Annotated in this window: 15 protein-coding genes and 1 pseudogene; 3 read left to right on the forward strand and 13 right to left on the reverse strand. The window is 39.9% G+C overall.

Annotation, left to right across the window (positions count from 1 at the left end; all coding sequences use genetic code 11):
* Positions 1 to 100: 100 nt before the first annotated feature.
* The gene (locus GN217_RS12485) at positions 101 to 799 is read right to left on the reverse strand and encodes an L-ribulose-5-phosphate 4-epimerase (protein WP_077703053.1); all 699 of its coding nucleotides are present in this window, start codon (positions 797 to 799) and stop codon (positions 101 to 103) included.
* Between the two features lie 144 nt (positions 800 to 943).
* Between GN217_RS12485 and GN217_RS12490 the strand changes: the two genes are divergently transcribed.
* Positions 944 to 1,981, forward strand: coding sequence for an aldose epimerase family protein (locus GN217_RS12490; RefSeq protein ID WP_077703054.1), 1,038 nt, complete (start codon positions 944 to 946; stop codon positions 1,979 to 1,981).
* Positions 1,982 to 2,281: 300 nt separating this feature from the next.
* Here GN217_RS12490 and GN217_RS12495 read toward each other — a convergent pair whose 3' ends face one another.
* From GN217_RS12495 to GN217_RS12520, 6 genes are all read right to left on the reverse strand, one after another.
* Entirely contained in the window at positions 2,282 to 4,672 is a 2,391-nt protein-coding gene (locus GN217_RS12495; RefSeq protein WP_156857009.1) for a penicillin acylase family protein, read from the reverse strand.
* A 536-nt stretch (positions 4,673 to 5,208) separates the two neighbouring features.
* Positions 5,209 to 7,341: a heavy metal translocating P-type ATPase gene (locus GN217_RS12500; RefSeq protein ID WP_156857010.1), complete on the reverse strand. Its 2,133-nt coding sequence runs from the start codon at positions 7,339 to 7,341 to the stop codon at positions 5,209 to 5,211.
* The gene (locus GN217_RS12505; protein WP_156857011.1) at positions 7,334 to 7,699 is read right to left on the reverse strand and encodes an ArsR/SmtB family transcription factor; all 366 of its coding nucleotides are present in this window, start codon (positions 7,697 to 7,699) and stop codon (positions 7,334 to 7,336) included. Before GN217_RS12505 ends, GN217_RS12500 begins: the two co-directional genes overlap by 8 nt.
* Positions 7,700 to 7,895: 196 nt before the next feature.
* On the reverse strand, positions 7,896 to 8,549 hold the full coding sequence (rnhA, locus tag GN217_RS12510) for a ribonuclease H (RefSeq protein WP_156857012.1): 654 nt from the start codon (positions 8,547 to 8,549) through the stop codon (positions 7,896 to 7,898).
* A gap of 42 nt (positions 8,550 to 8,591) precedes the next feature.
* Positions 8,592 to 9,749: an MFS transporter gene (locus GN217_RS12515; protein WP_232334428.1), complete on the reverse strand. Its 1,158-nt coding sequence runs from the start codon at positions 9,747 to 9,749 to the stop codon at positions 8,592 to 8,594.
* Positions 9,750 to 9,913: 164 nt separating this feature from the next.
* The gene (locus GN217_RS12520) at positions 9,914 to 11,059 is read right to left on the reverse strand and encodes an MFS transporter (protein ID WP_156857014.1); all 1,146 of its coding nucleotides are present in this window, start codon (positions 11,057 to 11,059) and stop codon (positions 9,914 to 9,916) included.
* 148 nt (positions 11,060 to 11,207) lie between these two features.
* On the opposite strand from GN217_RS12520, the gene GN217_RS12525 reads away from it, so the two are divergent.
* Positions 11,208 to 11,780: a Maf family protein gene (locus GN217_RS12525; protein WP_156857015.1), complete on the forward strand. Its 573-nt coding sequence runs from the start codon at positions 11,208 to 11,210 to the stop codon at positions 11,778 to 11,780.
* A gap of 88 nt (positions 11,781 to 11,868) precedes the next feature.
* Here GN217_RS12525 and GN217_RS12530 read toward each other — a convergent pair whose 3' ends face one another.
* The 5 genes from GN217_RS12530 to GN217_RS12550 all read right to left on the reverse strand — a co-directional run bounded on the left by GN217_RS12530 (position 11,869) and on the right by GN217_RS12550 (position 16,226).
* The gene (locus GN217_RS12530; protein ID WP_156857016.1) at positions 11,869 to 12,261 is read right to left on the reverse strand and encodes a hypothetical protein; all 393 of its coding nucleotides are present in this window, start codon (positions 12,259 to 12,261) and stop codon (positions 11,869 to 11,871) included.
* A gap of 87 nt (positions 12,262 to 12,348) precedes the next feature.
* Positions 12,349 to 13,731 carry a sensor histidine kinase gene (locus tag GN217_RS12535; protein WP_156857017.1) on the reverse strand — a complete coding sequence of 461 codons (1,383 nt, stop codon included), beginning with the start codon at positions 13,729 to 13,731 and terminating at the stop codon, positions 12,349 to 12,351.
* A complete protein-coding gene (locus GN217_RS12540) occupies positions 13,728 to 14,408 on the reverse strand; it encodes a response regulator transcription factor (protein ID WP_156857018.1) in 681 nt (226 codons plus the stop codon). The genes GN217_RS12535 and GN217_RS12540 overlap by 4 nt, the downstream gene beginning before the upstream one ends.
* Before the next feature lie 110 nt (positions 14,409 to 14,518).
* Positions 14,519 to 15,190: an ABC transporter ATP-binding protein gene (locus GN217_RS12545; protein ID WP_156857019.1), complete on the reverse strand. Its 672-nt coding sequence runs from the start codon at positions 15,188 to 15,190 to the stop codon at positions 14,519 to 14,521.
* Position 15,191: 1 nt separating this feature from the next.
* Positions 15,192 to 16,226, reverse strand: a complete 1,035-nt coding sequence (locus tag GN217_RS12550; protein ID WP_156857020.1) for an ABC transporter permease — start codon at positions 16,224 to 16,226, stop codon at positions 15,192 to 15,194.
* Between the two features lie 213 nt (positions 16,227 to 16,439).
* On the opposite strand from GN217_RS12550, the pseudogene GN217_RS12555 reads away from it, so the two are divergent.
* Positions 16,440 to 16,735 (forward strand): annotated as a pseudogene (locus GN217_RS12555) (hypothetical protein).
* Positions 16,736 to 16,745: 10 nt separating this feature from the next.
* Here GN217_RS12555 and GN217_RS12560 read toward each other — a convergent pair.
* On the reverse strand, positions 16,746 to 17,081 hold the full coding sequence (locus GN217_RS12560; RefSeq protein ID WP_188858529.1) for a DUF4363 family protein: 336 nt from the start codon (positions 17,079 to 17,081) through the stop codon (positions 16,746 to 16,748).
* Between the last annotated feature and the right edge of the window lie 6 nt (positions 17,082 to 17,087).

Raw genomic sequence — 17,087 nt, forward strand, 5'->3', positions numbered from 1 at the left:
CTTTTATATCATGACAAATTTATTATATCACAAAGAAAAAACGCTGCCTTGAAGAAGTAATTGATACACTCTTCAAAACAGCAGCGTTTTATTCAAGTTATCATTTATTTTGTCCATAATAAGCATTTTTTCCATGTTTTCTTAAATAATGTTTATCTAATAGGTAGGAATCCATGTCGATCTGATGGGGGTTCAATTGCAATGTATGATACGCCATCTTGGATACCTCTTCTAAAACAACTGCATTATGGACCGCATCCTCTGCTGATTTACCCCATGTAAATGGACCGTGATCGTTGACGAGAACTGCTGGTACTTCTAACGGATTAATTTTTCTTTCTTCAAAAGTCTCGACAATTACGTCACCCGTCTGCTTCTCATAATCATGGACTACTTCCGATTCCTTCATTTTTCTCGTAACTGGAACCGGACCATAAAATGTATCCGCATGTGTCGTGCCAGCAGCTGGTACATCAAGGCCGGCTTGCGCAAATGTCACTGCCCATGGCGAGTGGGTATGAACGACTCCTTGGATTTCTGGAAAATGTTTATATAATACAAGATGAGTTGCTGTATCACTCGATGGATTTAAATCACCTTCCACAATATTCCCTTCCAAATCAAGAACAACCATTTGCTCTGATGTTAGTTCCTTATAGGCCACACCGCTCGGCTTAATGACGACGAGATTTTTTTCCCGATCAATCCCGCTGACATTTCCCCATGTGAACGTTACAAGATTATATTTTGGCAGTAACATATTCGCTTCATAGACTTCTTGTTTCAATTTTTCCAACATCGAGACTCATCCCCTTACAGAATTATTAACTACCCTCATCTTATATCACTTGTCCGTATAAGTCAAAGGTAATTGACTTTCATACGTATAAGTGATACAATTGCATTGTAACCGTTTACTCAATCTAGAAAGTTGGTGCTCATAATGGTGACAATTACAAAAGAAAAATTAAACGCTCAGACAGACATTCCCTTAATGAAATATACGGTGGACAAAGGAAATGGTTATTCCTTTTCCTGTCTTAATGTCGGCGCTGCATTAACGTCGCTAACAATGCCAGATAAAGACGGCAAGACTAGTAATATTTTACTTAGCTTCAATGACCCGGAGGATTTTATAACAGATCAGACGTACTTCTTTGGTAAAGCAATCGGCAGGGTCGGCGGAAGAATTAAAGATGGAGCTTTCCAGTTTAATAATGAATATATTCAATTGCCGCAAAATGAAGGTAATAACACATTACATGGTGGCAACAATGGATTCCATAGCTTATGGTGGGACGTTTCCGAACTTGAGAATGGCATAGTTTTCACGAAAACCATTGATCCTGAGATGGACGGCTTCCCCGCTGAACTCGCTGCGTCCATTTCATACACTTGGATTTCCGGAAATCAGTTACAAATTGAGTTTACCGGTGAAAACCAATCCGAAATGGCGACCTTGTTCAATCCGACTACCCATAATTATTTTAATTTAAACGATAATAAAACAGCTGGACTCAAAAGTCATCTATTAAGCATTCCTGCGCGTGAGACGGTGGAGCTTGATAAGAACCAAATCCCAACTGGTAAACTACTAAATATTTCGGGCACAGCTTATGACTTTAACAAGGAAAGTAGTCTCTTAGAAAAATTAGAGTCTGTCAAACAAATTGGAGCATCTGGCTTTGATGACCCTTATAAGGTAACGGATTCAGAGATTGCCGTATTAAGGAATTCGGATAATGGACGATATATTCGCATCCACTCAGATCGAAATGGACTTGTTTTCTATTCTCTAAACGCGACTGAATCAAAGGAAATCGTAAATGATGGGCATGCCTTATCCCCGCATATGGCTGTTGCACTCGAGCCGCAAACATTACCTGGTGCAGTTCATCATCCGGATTTTGGTAATATTGTGCTTGATGCAGGTGATAAAAAGACATATCGGATTATTTATGAATTGTCAGTTGATGCGTGATTTTACGGGATAAACTCAATCGTTAGGAGCAGAGTCCAAACGCGCTCCCAGCCACTTATAAATAAGGAGCTTCTCAATAAAGGGCTTTACATAAAAATTAGAGAATCTACAAAAAGTGGGTTCTCCTTTCTTTTAATTTTAATATCATAAAACTACATCTCTTTCAACAAACAAGTTACCTTTAATTACAAATTCTCCCGAGATAAAAAGCCGCTCTCCATTCCAATAGAAAGCGGCAATTAGGCAACAACATTTATCATAGGGAAACTTCAGGATTTCCCTGAAGTTCCTTATAAAAGCTTACTCTGTACTTGGTTTAAGTAAAATTTCATTCCCTTGGGCATCTTTGATTTTTGTCCTGTGGAAGTTCCCTTCTGCCCAATCATTCATTTGATCATGGTACCATTCACTTCTAAAATGTCCCATTTGCCCTGGTGCGACAATATGATATCCGACGACAGGCTGATCCATGTCGATGACAAAGCGCCAGGAAGCGCCATGATCTACTTCTCCAGTTTCCTTCTTATATGCTGCTGCCATTGGCGTGACAGCACTTCCGTCAACTGGAATTGGCTTTTCTCTGTTAAAAAAGTAGGCTAGTATAGGATGTACGTTAGATAACGGATGATAAAACTGTACTTTATGATAATCTCCCCACCGCCAGGCTTCCATATCCTCGCTATATTTATCCGCTAATTTCATAACTGCTGCAGTTAAGGATGTTTGCAATACCTTTTCTAAACCACCATTTTCTTCTATCCAAATGGATTTTTCACCATTGATACTCTTGCGTAATAGCTCATCGGTTGTCTGTCCGTTCGCACTAAAAAATTCCATCATCGATTCGGGAATTTCATCATATAAAATTGCATCGATTTCATCAAACCAGGAATGGAATATCAAAGGCTGGGGTAGCTCAACACCATCCTTATAATCCCAATTTTGTAGAAACTCCAAAGCCTCTTTTTCCGCTTCGCCAAGGTTTACACCTGTTAGAACATCATTAAATAGCGGCACAAACTCACGCGCACGTAAATTCATCGCATCCATCTGCAAGTTTTGCATGTCTTCTACAGTAAAATCGTCCCTTGCCTCTAATACTTCTGTGATTCGCTCATAACGATATGGCTGTGCCCAAACGTTGGAAATATGATAGGGGTAACTTTCACCAGCAATTTTATTATTTGCAGTTGCAATAAAGCCTTTCTCCGGATTTACGATACGAGGTAATTCAGCAAATGGAATAAAGTCTTCCCACTCGTACTTCGCTTCCCAACCAGGAAGTGGTAAAAGTGCATCTTCACTCGTTTCATAGATTGGTATTTTTCCATTTGCTTTGTATGCAATGGTTCCATCTTTCCCAGCAAAAACAAAATTCTGCGTTGGAACAATGAATTTTTCTAACCCTTTTTCAAATGTTTCCCAATCCTCTGCCCGATTGATATCTAGGATGGCCTCTAACTCTGTCGTTGCATCAAGTGCAGTCCAGCGTAGAGAGAAAACGGTATCTTTCGCACTATCTTCTGCAAACTCAGAAATAATTGGTCCATGACGTGTTTCAAGCACTTGGAAATCAATCGTTTCACCGTCTTTCACTTTGATTGGCTCCTCATGAACAAGTGCCTTTTCCCATTTTCCTTCAAACTCAAATTCTTCTTTGTTATCTGGATTCCGCTTTTCTATATAAAGCTGCTGAACGTCGGGATTTGCATTCGTTACTCCCCATGCAATATTTTCATTGTGACCAAGGATGATCCCAGGTACACCTGCAAAAATAACTCCACCCACATTTACATCAGCTGATTCTAAATGCATCTGCAACCAAATCGATGGTGTCGCCAAACCTAAATGGGGATCATCCGCTAATAACGGATGACCTGAAGCTGTTTTTTCACCACTTACTACCCAGTTATTACTTCCATTAAAATCATGTGGAATAACTGCATGTTCTATAATACCCGTTATATCAATTTCACCATCTTCCATGATTGTCGGCTTATTCTTGGGATATACTGGAAATAACTCCAAGGCTTTTTCCTCTCTGAACTGATTCAATAAATAATAGTTAAACGCTTGTCGTTCCCAATTTCCCCCTAAATCGAATGCCATATATTTCCCGATCGTAAGGGAATCTATTGTCGACCATTCCTCTGGCTCTACACCAAGCAATGTATACTCAATTGGTAATTTATCGTCTTCTATTGCCTCGTTAATATATGCATTCACACCTTCTGCAAATAACTCTAACACTTCAATTCCTTCATCTGTATAGGTATCATACGATTTTTCAGCTGCCCGTCTCAATCCAAGCGCACGAAAATATTTATCATTATTAATCGCACTTTCTCCAACTACTTCACTCAAAGTTCCAGATGCTTGTCTTCGTGACAAGTCCATTTGAAACAAGCGATATTGCGCTTGTACATAGCCCTGAGCGATATATAAATCATGATCATTTTGCGCACTTATATGGGGTACCCCATTTTCATCCGTGATCACCGTAACTTCATTTTGTAAATGCGGTAACGCAATGGTACCTTCGATATGAGGCAAAGATTTATTTATGTATGAATGTATATATATGAACACTCCAACCCCAATAATTAGTAACAATAATAGTCCAATAAGTAATATCTTCTTCCATCTTCCTTTTTTCCTTACTGGACTCTTCGTTGTTGTCTGTTGTTCCATTTGCTTCTCCCCTTTAAATTGGCCACCAGCAAATCATGCTATACCAACATTTGAAAAATACTAACATTTAATGGTCAGATAATAAATAAAAGTCTGTTATTACATCATTATACAATGAATGGCCCGGGAGGACAATGGATAGTTATTTTTAACTCAATGCGCCATCTGATTATATAGGCTTTTTAAATAGAAAGTACCTCTTCCTTCTTTTTAGCCACCTTATTTGTCAGTAGTACCATAAGTAGAGACAACCTTTCCATCGTTTTCCACTAATTGGTGTTTTCCTCATGAAAATCCTCTAGACGATTTTTTAATGCCTATTTTCATCCGCAATTCAAGCTTTATTTTTGGGTAAACTTAAAATAAATAATAACTACGAATAAACTTAATGGTTGAGAGCAGAAATAAACCACACTCCCAGCCATTCATTTAAATTGTTTTCATACAGTGCTCTTACGCAACACGTGATAACATCAATTAAGTCTTGCCTTTCCTAAAAAACGCGAAGGAGAGAAATTTTCCCTGGTGATATGCATTTACTCTTTTACCTTTAATAGTCGTAAACTATTTAATGTCACAAGCAATGTTGCCCCCATATCTGCAAATATCGCTATCCATAGCGTTAACCAACCAGGAACAACCAACAATAAAGCAGCAGCCTTAATTGCCAAGGAGAAGGTGATGTTTTGTTTGATAATCGCCAAAGCCCTACGGCTCAATTTAACTGTATATGGCAATTTGCTTAAATCATCGGACATTAAAGCAACATCGGCTGTTTCTAATGCTGTATCTGTTCCAGCTCCCCCCATCGCTACACCAACGGTTGATGCCGCAAGTGCTGGAGCATCGTTTACACCATCTCCAACCATTGCCACATTTTGATGCTTTCCGCGAAGCTCTTTGATTAAATTTAACTTATCTTCTGGAAGTAAATCAGCTTTAATATCAGAAACTCCAACTTGTTTTCCGATTGCTGTTGCCGTCCTTTGGTTATCTCCTGTCAGCATGACTGTTTCTATTCCTAGCTTGTTCAATTTCCCTATAACTTCTTTGGACGATTCTCTTATTTCATCGGCAACAGCAATCAACGAAAGGATTTTATTTTCTGTTCCTGACACCATCACGGTTTTCCCTTCTGTTTGCATATGAGTAATCTTTTCCTTGATCGTGCTTTCGATATTTCCATGCAGTTCCTCAAACAGATTTGGACTTCCGACATAGTACATGACATCGTTCACTTTTGCTTTTACGCCTTTACCTGTAATGGAATGAAATTCTTCCACCGTCACATTATTAAAATTTAATCTTTTTTCCTTTGCCTTTCTTACGATCGCTGAAGCTAATGGATGTTGGGAATTTTTTTCAATAGCAGCCGTTATAGTCATCCATTCACTTTCATTTTCACCATATGTCACAATGTCAGTTACAGAAGGTATTCCCTTTGTTAATGTTCCTGTTTTATCAAAGGCGATAGCTTGAAGTGCTCCAGATTCTTCTAAATGAACGCCACCTTTGATTAAAACACCATGCTTCGCAGCATTTCCAATTGCGGTAACGACGGCAACAGGGGTTGAAACAACTAAGGCACACGGACAACCAACCACTAATACAGCTAAACCTTGATAAACCCATTCTGCCCAAACACCACCAAACAGCAATGGAGGAACAACAGCAACTAGTAGAGATAATATAACAATAGCTGGCGTATAATATCTCGCAAATTTATCAACAAATGCTTGAGCAGGTGCTCGTTCTGCTTGAGCTTCTTCTACAAGATGAATAATTTTGGATAAAGTGGTATCCTCCACATGTTTTGTTACTTTGACTTCAAGTAACCCCTCTTCATTCAACGTTCCCGCAAATACTTCATCATTCATTGTTTTTATAACTGGGACACTTTCACCAGTAATCGCAGCCTGATTTAACGTAGAAGTACCATTGATAACCACTCCATCCATAGCCAATTTTTGACCAGGTTTTACAATCATAATATCGTTCACTTGGATATTTTCCACGTTTACCATCATTTCTTCATTTCCACGGCGAATTAACGCTTCATTTGGTGCAATATCCATCAATGATTCAATCGATTTACGAGCTGTATCCATTGAATAACGCTCTAATGCTTCCGTGATAGCAAAAAGAATGACAACGGTTGCCCCTTCGCCCCATTCACCGATGATGGCAGCCCCTATAACCGCAATCGTCATTAATGTTTTCATATCGAAATTTAATCTGCTTAGGTTTTTAAAACCTGCAATAAATAGCGAATAACCACCAATCAAAATCGAGGATGCGTAACCTACTGTTGGAATCATATGCCCTTCTCCGTATTCCTGCACTAAAAACCAACTAATAACAAGTAAAACCGCTGAAATATATACCTTTATGTTTTCTTTTTGCTTCCAGAAGGGTTTGCGCTCCACTCTTTTCTCTTTATCATTCCGAACCTTTAAATTCTCAAAGGATCCTGCCTTTTCTAAATCCTCAATTGTTGTCTCCCCTTTAACATAAACCTTGGATGCTCCAAAGTTTACTTTTGCATCCTGTACACCTGGCAATTCTTTAACGTTACTTTCAAATGTAGCTGCACAACTTGCACAAGAAAATCCTTGAACACGATATGCTTTCATTTCTTGTTCGGATCGTTTAACTAGCTGTTCAGGCATTGACCTTCACCTCTTGCCTGTGGGCTAACACAATCATCATTAACTGCTTGATATGTTCATCATCCAACGAATAAAAAGAGAGTTTTCCTTTTTTTCGATACTTCACAACACCCTGCTTATAAAGTGTTCGTAAATGATGAGAAGCATTTGCTATTGTGGAACCAATAATATTCGCTATATCACACACACATAATTCTTCTTGACACAATGCATATGTGATTTTTGCCCTATTTTCGTCGGCAATTGCTTTAAACATTTTAGCTGCACCAGAAATATCTACTGTCTGTAAATCCCCCTGTATTCGGTTAACCTTTTCTTCGTCATAATAAAAGATTTCACAGGTATCTTTTTTACTCATATCCTCACCTCATTATTATTCAAATATATACTTGAATGAACTTTATCATTTTACTCTCCCTTATTCAAGTTTATTTGATTAAGGAAATTGTATAAGACAAAAAAGAAGAATCGAGATTATTTCCTCAATTCTTCTTCAACTGAACTGCCCTGCTATTCCATTTAATTTAGCCCTTTTAATAAGGGTATATTTCGCTCTATTTCCTCCCATAATCCGCCTTAATCTCGCCCCACTTCTTCGTATCCCATTTCTTAATTTTATTTTCATACGTATGGGTATGAAGCCAGTGAAGCGCCCGGTCAACCAAATTCCAAACCTCTTCCGTCGATGCATCCCGTTTCAGCGTTGTCGAAACCTTCTTTTCCCGCACCCATTTCATCGCATTAACCGAATCCGTATAAATCGTCTTATTGCTACCTTGCTTTTGTAGATATGCAAGCGCGTGTACAATTGCCAGGAATTCTCCTAAGTTATTCGTTCCTTTTTTAATCGGGCCATAAGAAAATACGACTTCTCCTGTCCGTGTGTCTACTGCTTGATACTCAATCGGACCTGGATTCCCACGAGTACCAACATCAACTGAAATACTGTCATAATCTATTTTTTCTGTAGAAGTGCTTGAAGAAGCATTGCTCGTTGACCTCTTACTAGATACAGCAGCCGTATTTCCACCACTCCCCCAATTCTTCTTCCAGCCTTCTTCAAACGCTTTTTCCGCTTCTTTACGAATCATATAAGATTTGAATTTCGCTTGTTTATAACCCTTCGTCTGTTTCTGGCATTCTGCCCAGCTTGTATAAATTCCGGGCTTCCTGCCTTCCCAAACGACATAATATTTTTGCTTTGCCATTGTACGACTCCGACTCCTTTTTTTAGTGTTTGCACCAATAAATTAAGTACTCATTCGACCGCGAGCTGCTCCTTTAACAAGGGAGAATGCTGCGATAGATAAAATAATTCCTGAAATATATGGCAGTTCAATCGCAATTGAATATAGAACTCCGCCGAGTACCGGACCAATAATTCTTCCAAGGGAATCGAAGGAAGATAGATAACCTGTCGTCCTACCATAACCCGCACGTGACTTTTTCGTTAAGAGAGACGAAATACTTGGGCGAATCACACCATTCCCCACTCCGAATATCGCAAGGAAAATAGCTGCAGTGATAAAGTTCTGTGTGAATAAAATCAGTGCAAACCCGATAGCCGAGATGATAATCCCCGATTGGATAATCCGCACTTCGCCAAATTTTTTCGTCAGTTTCCCCATATTTCCTTGAACAGCTGCACTTGCAAGTCCCATTATCATAAAGATATAACCAAGTTTCACCGCATCAAGCCCTGCTTTAGCCGCTGCGAAATACGCGAATGTTGCCTCCAGCCCAGCAAGCGATAATGTAATGAAAAATTGCAAGAAGTAGAGCAACGCAAACGGTCCTGCAATTGCTTTACGGAAAGGCTGTTTCTTGTCTCTACCAGCTTTTCCAGCTTCGGAATAATGCAAGGACTCTTTCAAGAAAAACATCACGAAAAGGAGTGTCAGGAATGATAATGTTCCTGCTATGTAAAATGGTGCGTGCAGGTTGATATTCGTGAATACTCCGCCAATCGCTGGACCGAAAATAAATCCTAGTCCTGTCGCTGCACCAATTATCCCCATTCCTTTACTGCGGTCTTCTTCCGTTGTGATGTCTGCAACATACGCCATCACAGTCGGCATGTTTGCTGCTGATAACGCTCCACCGATAACCCGGGCGGCAAACAGCATCCATACTTGTGTAGATAATGCCATGAGGAAAAAGGATAGAGATAAACCAAATATCCCTATAAGAATAACTGGTTTCCTACCATACCTGTCCGATATTCTTCCCCACATCGGCGCAAATAAAAATTGCATGAATGAATATACTGCCATTAATAGTCCAAGCTCTGTTGGCGAGGCACCTAACTCCTCCGCATAAAACGGGAGCACTGGAATGATGATCCCAAAGCCAACCATCACAAGGAACATAATCATAAAAAGAATCGGCAGCACTTTTTTTAGTTTCAAGTTTATACCACCTTTATTCATTGAAAAACAGACAAACATCTTTTTTCTACTACGTCTATCGTTTTTATTATACGCTAATAATGAGAATATGACAGGTGTGATGTTTTTTTTTGACGGCAAAAAAAAGCAAACTACACCAAGGCAGCCTGCTTATCTCTTAACTATTACTTCCCTTTAACAGGATATTTCCTCGCAATAAATATCAAGATCACTCCAACCGTCATCATCGTAATCGCACTTGAGAAAAACGGCAGACCCAACGTCTCCGCTGTCGCCCCGGAAACGAACGAGCCTGCAACGGCCCCAAGGGAAAAGAATGCATAAAAGATTCCGTACGCTTTCCCGCGATCCACTTTAGATGAAGCCTCTGCAACAATCTTATTCATCGACGGGAATACAAAGGCAAAGCCAATTCCGTAAACGACCATAAGCAGCATGTTCACCGAGTAAATCGTTACGATATTCAGCATAATATGCACAGAGCCGATAATCATGATGCCAGTAATAACAAGGGCTAATGAAGAAATCCGGTCAAATATTCGGTTGATTGGCGTCAGAAAAACAATAAGTGCGACAATGCCATATGTACTTAACATCATTCCCGTCGTTTCAGAGGTAAGTCCCATATCACTCACCTTTAAAGGCAAGGCAAATGCCAATGTTCCGTTACTGATCATCAAAGCAAACGCGGCAAGTGATGCTTGGAGAACTAGTGGATGCTTTAGGAGCGGCATAAATTCACTTAAAGAAAACTTACCTTTCTCCGTAGACACATAGGACTCCTCAATAAACTGATAAATTAAAAACGTACTAATGAAAAATAAAATCGCTACGAAAATAAATACATATTCTATTTGCGATCTTGCTGCCATCGCTCCGCCAATTGCTGGACCTGCAATCGCCGCAATCCCGATAGCTGCACCAGTAAATGCCATCGATCTGCCACGTGTTTTCGACTTCGATATGTCACCAACATATGCAAAAGCTGCCGGGATCAGCACCCCACCAGCAAGTCCATGGAAGAAGCGAATAAAGAATAGCTGCCAACCGGACTGGGCAAGAGGATAAAAGATAAGGATGATTGCCGCGAAAAACATCCCTGTTAAGAGCATTCTTTTCCTTCCATAACGATCAATCCAATGCCCACCGAAAATATTACCGATCATATTGGTCAGTGAATAAATAGCAACAATTGACCCGGCCAAAAGATGGGATGCTCCTAACTCCATCGCATATGGCGTTATAATCGGCAATTGGATAAACGTATCCAAGAACGAAACAACAATAATAACAAATAAGATTCTACTCATTACTACATAACCTCTCCACACATTTTTCTAACCATCATTATACCTGAGTAAGATGAATTAAACAGTTGATAGGCTCCAAATAAATTGTGACAATCGTGTCCATTCACTTATAATTAAACTATCCCCAACACGTGCAGGAGGAATTAGAGTGGCAAACAAACTAATATTAGCCTCATCATCGCCAAGAAGAAAAGAATTATTACAACAAATGAATATCCCTTTTACCGTTCGAAGCGCAAATATAGATGAATCACAGATTACAACAACAGATCCAATCGAGAAAGTAAAGCAACTAGCGATTTGGAAAGGTGAAAATATCCCGATTCAACATCCCAGCACAATAGTCCTATCAGCTGATACCATCGTTTCTTATGAGCAAACGATTTTTGAAAAGCCCCGCAATCAAAATGAAGCAAAGCAAATGATTTCTACTCTAAGTGGTCAAGTACATGATGTCTATACCGGTGTCATGATCCGTTCATTACAAGAGAAAAAGGTATTTGTCGAACGAACGAGAGTAGAATTTTGGCCACTCAGCGAAGAAGAAATCGACGCTTATATATCGACGGAAGATCCTTATGACAAAGCGGGAGCATACGGCATTCAGAGCTTAGGAGCAATGTTTGTAAAACAGATTATCGGTGATTATTATACGGTTGTTGGCTTGCCAATATCTCGAGTTGTGAGGGAATTGCGGGATTTTGGGATCGTGATGGAATAAATATCGTATAAATTTGAAGCACAGACAGTAAAAAAAACAGAAGTGCGAATCTTTTATTCCTCAAAGATTGCGCTTCTGTTTTTCATATTTAAGCTTTCCCTTTATCGAACAGAGTCATAAAGAAAAACACAATATAACTTATCAGTAATGTAACGCCACCACCAATATAAATAATAAGCAGGACTGCTTCCGGTAATTCAAACGGCTTGACCATGTATAACCACATCCCAACCGAAAGGCCAACTGATCCAATAATTGCACTAAAGACATGGACTTTTGCCAAGCCTGAGATAGACGGCTGGAATACCTTATAATATACCGCCCAAGCGAAAAGGCTTAGCCAACCGACGACTAAAATATGTGCATGAACCGGTCGAAATGCATACGAACCTGCTCCAGCCATATGCGCTCCGAGGATCGCTCCAACTACACCAAAAGCAGCTGCGAATCGCAACAATAATATACTATATCTAGTATTCATTACATCCTCTCCAATTCATATAGGTGTTTTTTAACTTCCTCTATAATCTACAGAATCAATATGAATAGAGGATGAATTGGAAAGAAATTATATACGATTAGGTAACTCAACGGTGAAAACAGTCCCCTCCCCTTCTCTGCTGTCAACGTGAATCGAGCCACCATGTAATTTAATTATCGTCCAGACAATCGATAAACCGAGTCCTGTTCCCTCAACTGTTCTTGTCCGCGATGTATCGGCCCGGTAAAAACGGTCAAAAACTCTTTCCATTTCTGGATGTCCAAGCCCTATTCCGGTATCTTCAAACCGAATAATGACCGCTTCATCTTTTCCTTCGATGGATAGGTTTATGCTTCCATCCGGCTTATTATATTTAATCGCATTTGATAACAGATTATCCCAAACTGTATTCAATAAGGATGGGTCCCCGTTCAATTCAATATCCGGTAATGTATATGCCAGCATGATTCCTTTTTCATTAACCTGCCACTGATGGTTCCGCACCAACTCTTTCAACTGCTCTGCGAGATTGAACGTTTTCCGCTTTACCAAATCATCACTGCGATCCAATGATGCGAGAAGTAATAACTGATCCGTCATACTGGACAGCCGTTTGATCTCCCCATTAATGATGGAAATATACTCAGCTCTCTCTTCCTCACTAATCGCTTCTTTTTCCAGCAAATTCGTATAACCTTTAATATTAGATAGAGGAGACTGGATATCATGGGAAATATTTGAGATGAATTCCTTCCGCACATCATCCATTTGTTCTAATTTTTTCGCCATTTGTACGAAGCTTTGTGAAAGTTTTCCAAGCTCATCATTCCGGTTTGTCCCTACTTCTACATTAAAATTAGCTTCTGCAAGCAATTTCGTTGCCGCCGTTAACTCGGATATTGGCTTAACTAGATATTTCGTGCTGATGGCTACTAAAATAATACTTAACAGAATCGTGAATACAAGCAACCAGGCAAATAGAAAATGCATTTCATTGAAGAGTAATTTAATATCCGGTCTTAGGAAGAGCGCATAATTTTTCCCGCCATGTGTTATCGGGACACCGATTGTATTCTTCAATTCATTTGCAAAGAAGCCAGTCACAAATGTTTCTTGGGGAAACTCCAGGATGCCGTGGTACACTTCGCCGTTTAAAACAAGTTCCACTGTCTGTTTCGAAAGACTCTTATCCCTGAATTCCGCTCCGTAAAAATTCCCTTCCTGAGTGTCATCAACCAAATACATTTGATAACCGACAGCTGCAATGCTCTCCAAATAGTCGATCAGATCAATGTTCGGATTCTCATCAATATATGTCGTTATCGATTCAGCGATTGTTGTAATTTTTTCATCGTTTTCCGGTTTTAATTTTTGCTGGTAATACGTATTGGATAATAGGAAAGCTAGAATACTGCTGAGTATCATGATCCCGATCGTCATGACAACAAGCTTGACATAAAGCGTCCTCATGTGCGTTTCGCCTCGAGTAAATAGCCGACCCCTCTGACAGTTTTTATTTGGAAATCATCGGTCCATGTTGAAAAACGTTTCCTGAGCCGCTTAATATGCACGTCTACAGTGCGATCATCCCCCTCATAATCAAAGCCCCAAATTTGTTCGATTAGATGCTCGCGGGTAAATGCCTGCTTCGGATGTGACATAAGAAAATATAATAGTTCAAACTCTTTTAATGGTAAAAGAATGGTCCGGTCACCGGCTTTCACTTCATACGTCCTTTTATTAATCGTAGTCTCACCGATTCGAATCGTAAATTCATCGTGTTCATTATAATAAAGGCGCAACAATGCTTTAATCCGGAACTCCAATTCCTTTGGCTCAAACGGCTTCACAAGATAATCGTCTGTTCCTGCCTGGAATCCTTGCTCTTTATCATCGATTTGACTTTTAGCAGTGAGCAGGATAACTGGAATATTGTACTGCCTCCTGATTTCCTTCGTCAGTTCGTAACCATCCATAAACGGCATCATCACGTCAACAACTGCTAAGTGACAAATTTCTTCATGAAGGATTTCTAATGCTTCAATTCCATCCTGCGCTTTCAACACGTGATAACCTTGTTCAGACAGATGGATGGATACGAGATTCAAGATATTTTTATCATCATCAACAATTAAAATAGTTGTCATTTTGTTAACTCCTATGAAAATATTTTCTTTAACCAAACTGTACAGAAAAAAACAGCCCTGTGCAATATCAAGGGCTGGGTTGGACACTAAATGTAAGTGAATTGAGATCATTAAATGACCCCATCACTCATTTTAACCACATGGTCAACAAATTTTAGTATCTCTTCATCATGTGTGACCATCAGTGTCGTGATCTTCTCACTTTTCGTCAGTTCGCGGATTAATTCCATAATATCCTGCGACCGCTTGGAATCCAAGCTTGCGGTCGGTTCATCGGCGAATAGAATTTTAGGCTTATGAATCATGGCCCGAGCAATGGCAACCCGCTGCTTCTCCCCGCCTGACATGGAAGCTGGATATGCATTTTTCCGGTGGCTCATTCCAACCAATGTCAACATCCGATCGACTTCTATTTTCTGTTCCTGTTTCGTTAATTTCGACTCGGAAACCTCAAGCATGAGCAAGAGTTGTTCTTCTGCGGTAAGAAACGGAACGAGATGGGCAAATTGAAAAACAAAACCAAATTGACTCGCACGGATCTTACGGATTTGTTCCTGATTCATTCCGGTTAAACGTTCTCCGTTCACAATTATTTGACCGACTGATACGTCTTGTAGACCTGCAGCTATCGTGAGCAGGGTGCTTTTACCGGAACCGGATGCTCCGACCAGTGCCGTAACTTCCCCTTTCTGAAGCGAGAGATTAATTCCTTTCAATATCTCTTCTTCTATTTCTCCGTTTGTAAATGTCTTTCTCACTTCTTCCATTGTTAGTATGGACATGTTACATCTCTCCTTGCTGAATTGCCTGTAAAGGATTGACCTTTTTTATCTGGATGCCTGATAAGGTCGAACCGATGAATCCAATCACGAGGAATACAATGGACAACTGCAATGTTGTTCCGACAGGTAAGCTAAAGGGCATCCCGTCCGGAGCGATCTGATTGAAAACCTGACTAAGTGCAATGGATATTCCTAGAGCGAGTAATGTAATGAATATCATTTGCGTCCACATCATTTTGAATAGACTACTAGTCTTGTAACCTATTGCTTTTAAAATGCCGTACAGGCCAATCTTTTGCACGTTCATCATATAAAAGAAAATGCCAAACAACATACCGCTAATAACAACTAGAAACCAGACAATCATATTTAATGACAGCTGTTCTGCGTTGAAGCTTGGAATCGTATTTAAAAATTCATCTTTTGTAAAAGCTTGTAGCCCGCTAACCGATTCGGTAGTTTCCCCGTTCGGTATGAAGACAAGTTGCATCTCCTCTACCCGGTACATTTCTTGATAGTTTTCCGTATGGATAAATGCAACAGGCGCGTGGCTGAATTTCTCTTGATCAACAAACCCTTTTACAATAAACTCACCACTAAATTGATTGTTCGTCAATGTATCTCCAACTTTAATGCCCTTCTCTTCCAGCGAGCGGTCCAAGATGACTTCCCCATTTCCTACTTGAGGGAAATTTTCCGAACCTGCTGACGTAACAAAGGCGACACTTTGCTGTTTGTTGTCTCCATCATTTAGAAATCCCAGCTGAATCGACAACGCTGTAGCTTGTTCCTCTTTTTCTAATAATTCTTCTTGTGTATCCAGATCAATCCTTGATAAATTATACGTCTCTTCCGCATCCTCACTCATGTAAAACTGACCATCCGGCAAATCTTTAATCAAAGCCGCATTATCCTGAGACAACCCATTCGCAAGCCCCGATATGATAAACGTTAGGAAACTAACAAGAAAAACGATCGAACCCAATATTAAAAATCTCACCTTATTCTTCTTCATCTCTTTCCAAGCAAGATTCATCCTCATTCCTCCAACCTTATTCATATCACTAACCCTACAACCCAAATATGAATAGATAATGAACAGATTGGGACAACTGCTCTGACCCCATGTCCCGATCACCCCATGTCCCGATCGGGACACGGGGTCAGAGCAGTTGTCTCAGTTGGCTGGTACCTGAGCGTGTAATATTTTTTCAAAATAAGGCATATTACTAAAAAAGGAGGAGTTACTTTGGATTTCCCGACGATTCATACTAATTTCTGGGATGGTGTCATTGCAGTTCCAGCTGTCGTTCTATTAACCCAATGCTTTAAACTTTTTCCAATTCCCAGGGCCTTCTTCCCAACGATAGCAAGCATTATCGGATTTATTATTTCCATATTCATCAGTCACCGAGGTGATTTATGGGCAGGTTTTTTATGGGAGCCTTTTACGGAGCCGCCGCAGTTGGAACATATTCTGCTTTAAAAACAGCTTGGACCGCTTATAGACAGAAAAAGATCAAACGAGGTTTAGGGGAAACCTAAGCCTCGTTCGTCACAACGAATAAATATCTTCAATACGCGTATGAATACCGGACAATTCCATCCGAACGTTCGCCTCATCCTTCCCTTTTCCCGCAGTGATTAATTTATTGATGGCTTCATATAAGCCCTCATATTCATCCTCATCCCCTAATAATTGCAATTTCCACTTATCTTGCTTATACAATTCCTTCAATTCTTCAGCTTTCACCACGACGTCTTCCCAATCTTCTGCTTCCACCCTGCTTTCTATCTCCTTAATCTGGTCATAGAAAGCTTGACCGCCGAAATTATTTTCACAACCAACAAGTAAGACAAATAAACAGATAAAACCGATCATTTTACGCAAAGAAAT

This window comes from Oceanobacillus sp. AG, assembly GCF_009746545.1.
In the GTDB taxonomy this organism is placed as follows: domain Bacteria; phylum Bacillota; class Bacilli; order Bacillales; family Amphibacillaceae; genus Oceanobacillus; species Oceanobacillus indicireducens.

Excerpts from the sequence above, each read along its gene's own strand:
- GN217_RS12540 (WP_156857018.1), bottom strand. The coding sequence starts at position 14,408 with ATGACAACTATTTTAATTGTTGATGATGATAAAAATATCTTGAATCTC.
- GN217_RS12535 (WP_156857017.1), bottom strand. The coding sequence starts at position 13,731 with ATGAGGACGCTTTATGTCAAGCTTGTTGTCATGACGATCGGGATCATG.
- GN217_RS12495 (WP_156857009.1), bottom strand. The coding sequence starts at position 4,672 with ATGGAACAACAGACAACAACGAAGAGTCCAGTAAGGAAAAAAGGAAGA.
- GN217_RS12505 (WP_156857011.1), bottom strand. The coding sequence starts at position 7,699 with ATGAGTAAAAAAGATACCTGTGAAATCTTTTATTATGACGAAGAAAAG.
- GN217_RS12520 (WP_156857014.1), bottom strand. The coding sequence starts at position 11,059 with ATGAGTAGAATCTTATTTGTTATTATTGTTGTTTCGTTCTTGGATACG.
- GN217_RS12530 (WP_156857016.1), bottom strand. The coding sequence starts at position 12,261 with ATGAATACTAGATATAGTATATTATTGTTGCGATTCGCAGCTGCTTTT.
- GN217_RS12545 (WP_156857019.1), bottom strand. The coding sequence starts at position 15,190 with ATGTCCATACTAACAATGGAAGAAGTGAGAAAGACATTTACAAACGGA.
- GN217_RS12550 (WP_156857020.1), bottom strand. The coding sequence starts at position 16,226 with ATGAATCTTGCTTGGAAAGAGATGAAGAAGAATAAGGTGAGATTTTTA.
- GN217_RS12490 (WP_077703054.1), top strand. The coding sequence starts at position 944 with ATGGTGACAATTACAAAAGAAAAATTAAACGCTCAGACAGACATTCCC.
- GN217_RS12485 (WP_077703053.1), bottom strand. The coding sequence starts at position 799 with ATGTTGGAAAAATTGAAACAAGAAGTCTATGAAGCGAATATGTTACTG.
- GN217_RS12500 (WP_156857010.1), bottom strand. The coding sequence starts at position 7,341 with ATGCCTGAACAGCTAGTTAAACGATCCGAACAAGAAATGAAAGCATAT.
- rnhA (WP_156857012.1), bottom strand. The coding sequence starts at position 8,549 with ATGGCAAAGCAAAAATATTATGTCGTTTGGGAAGGCAGGAAGCCCGGA.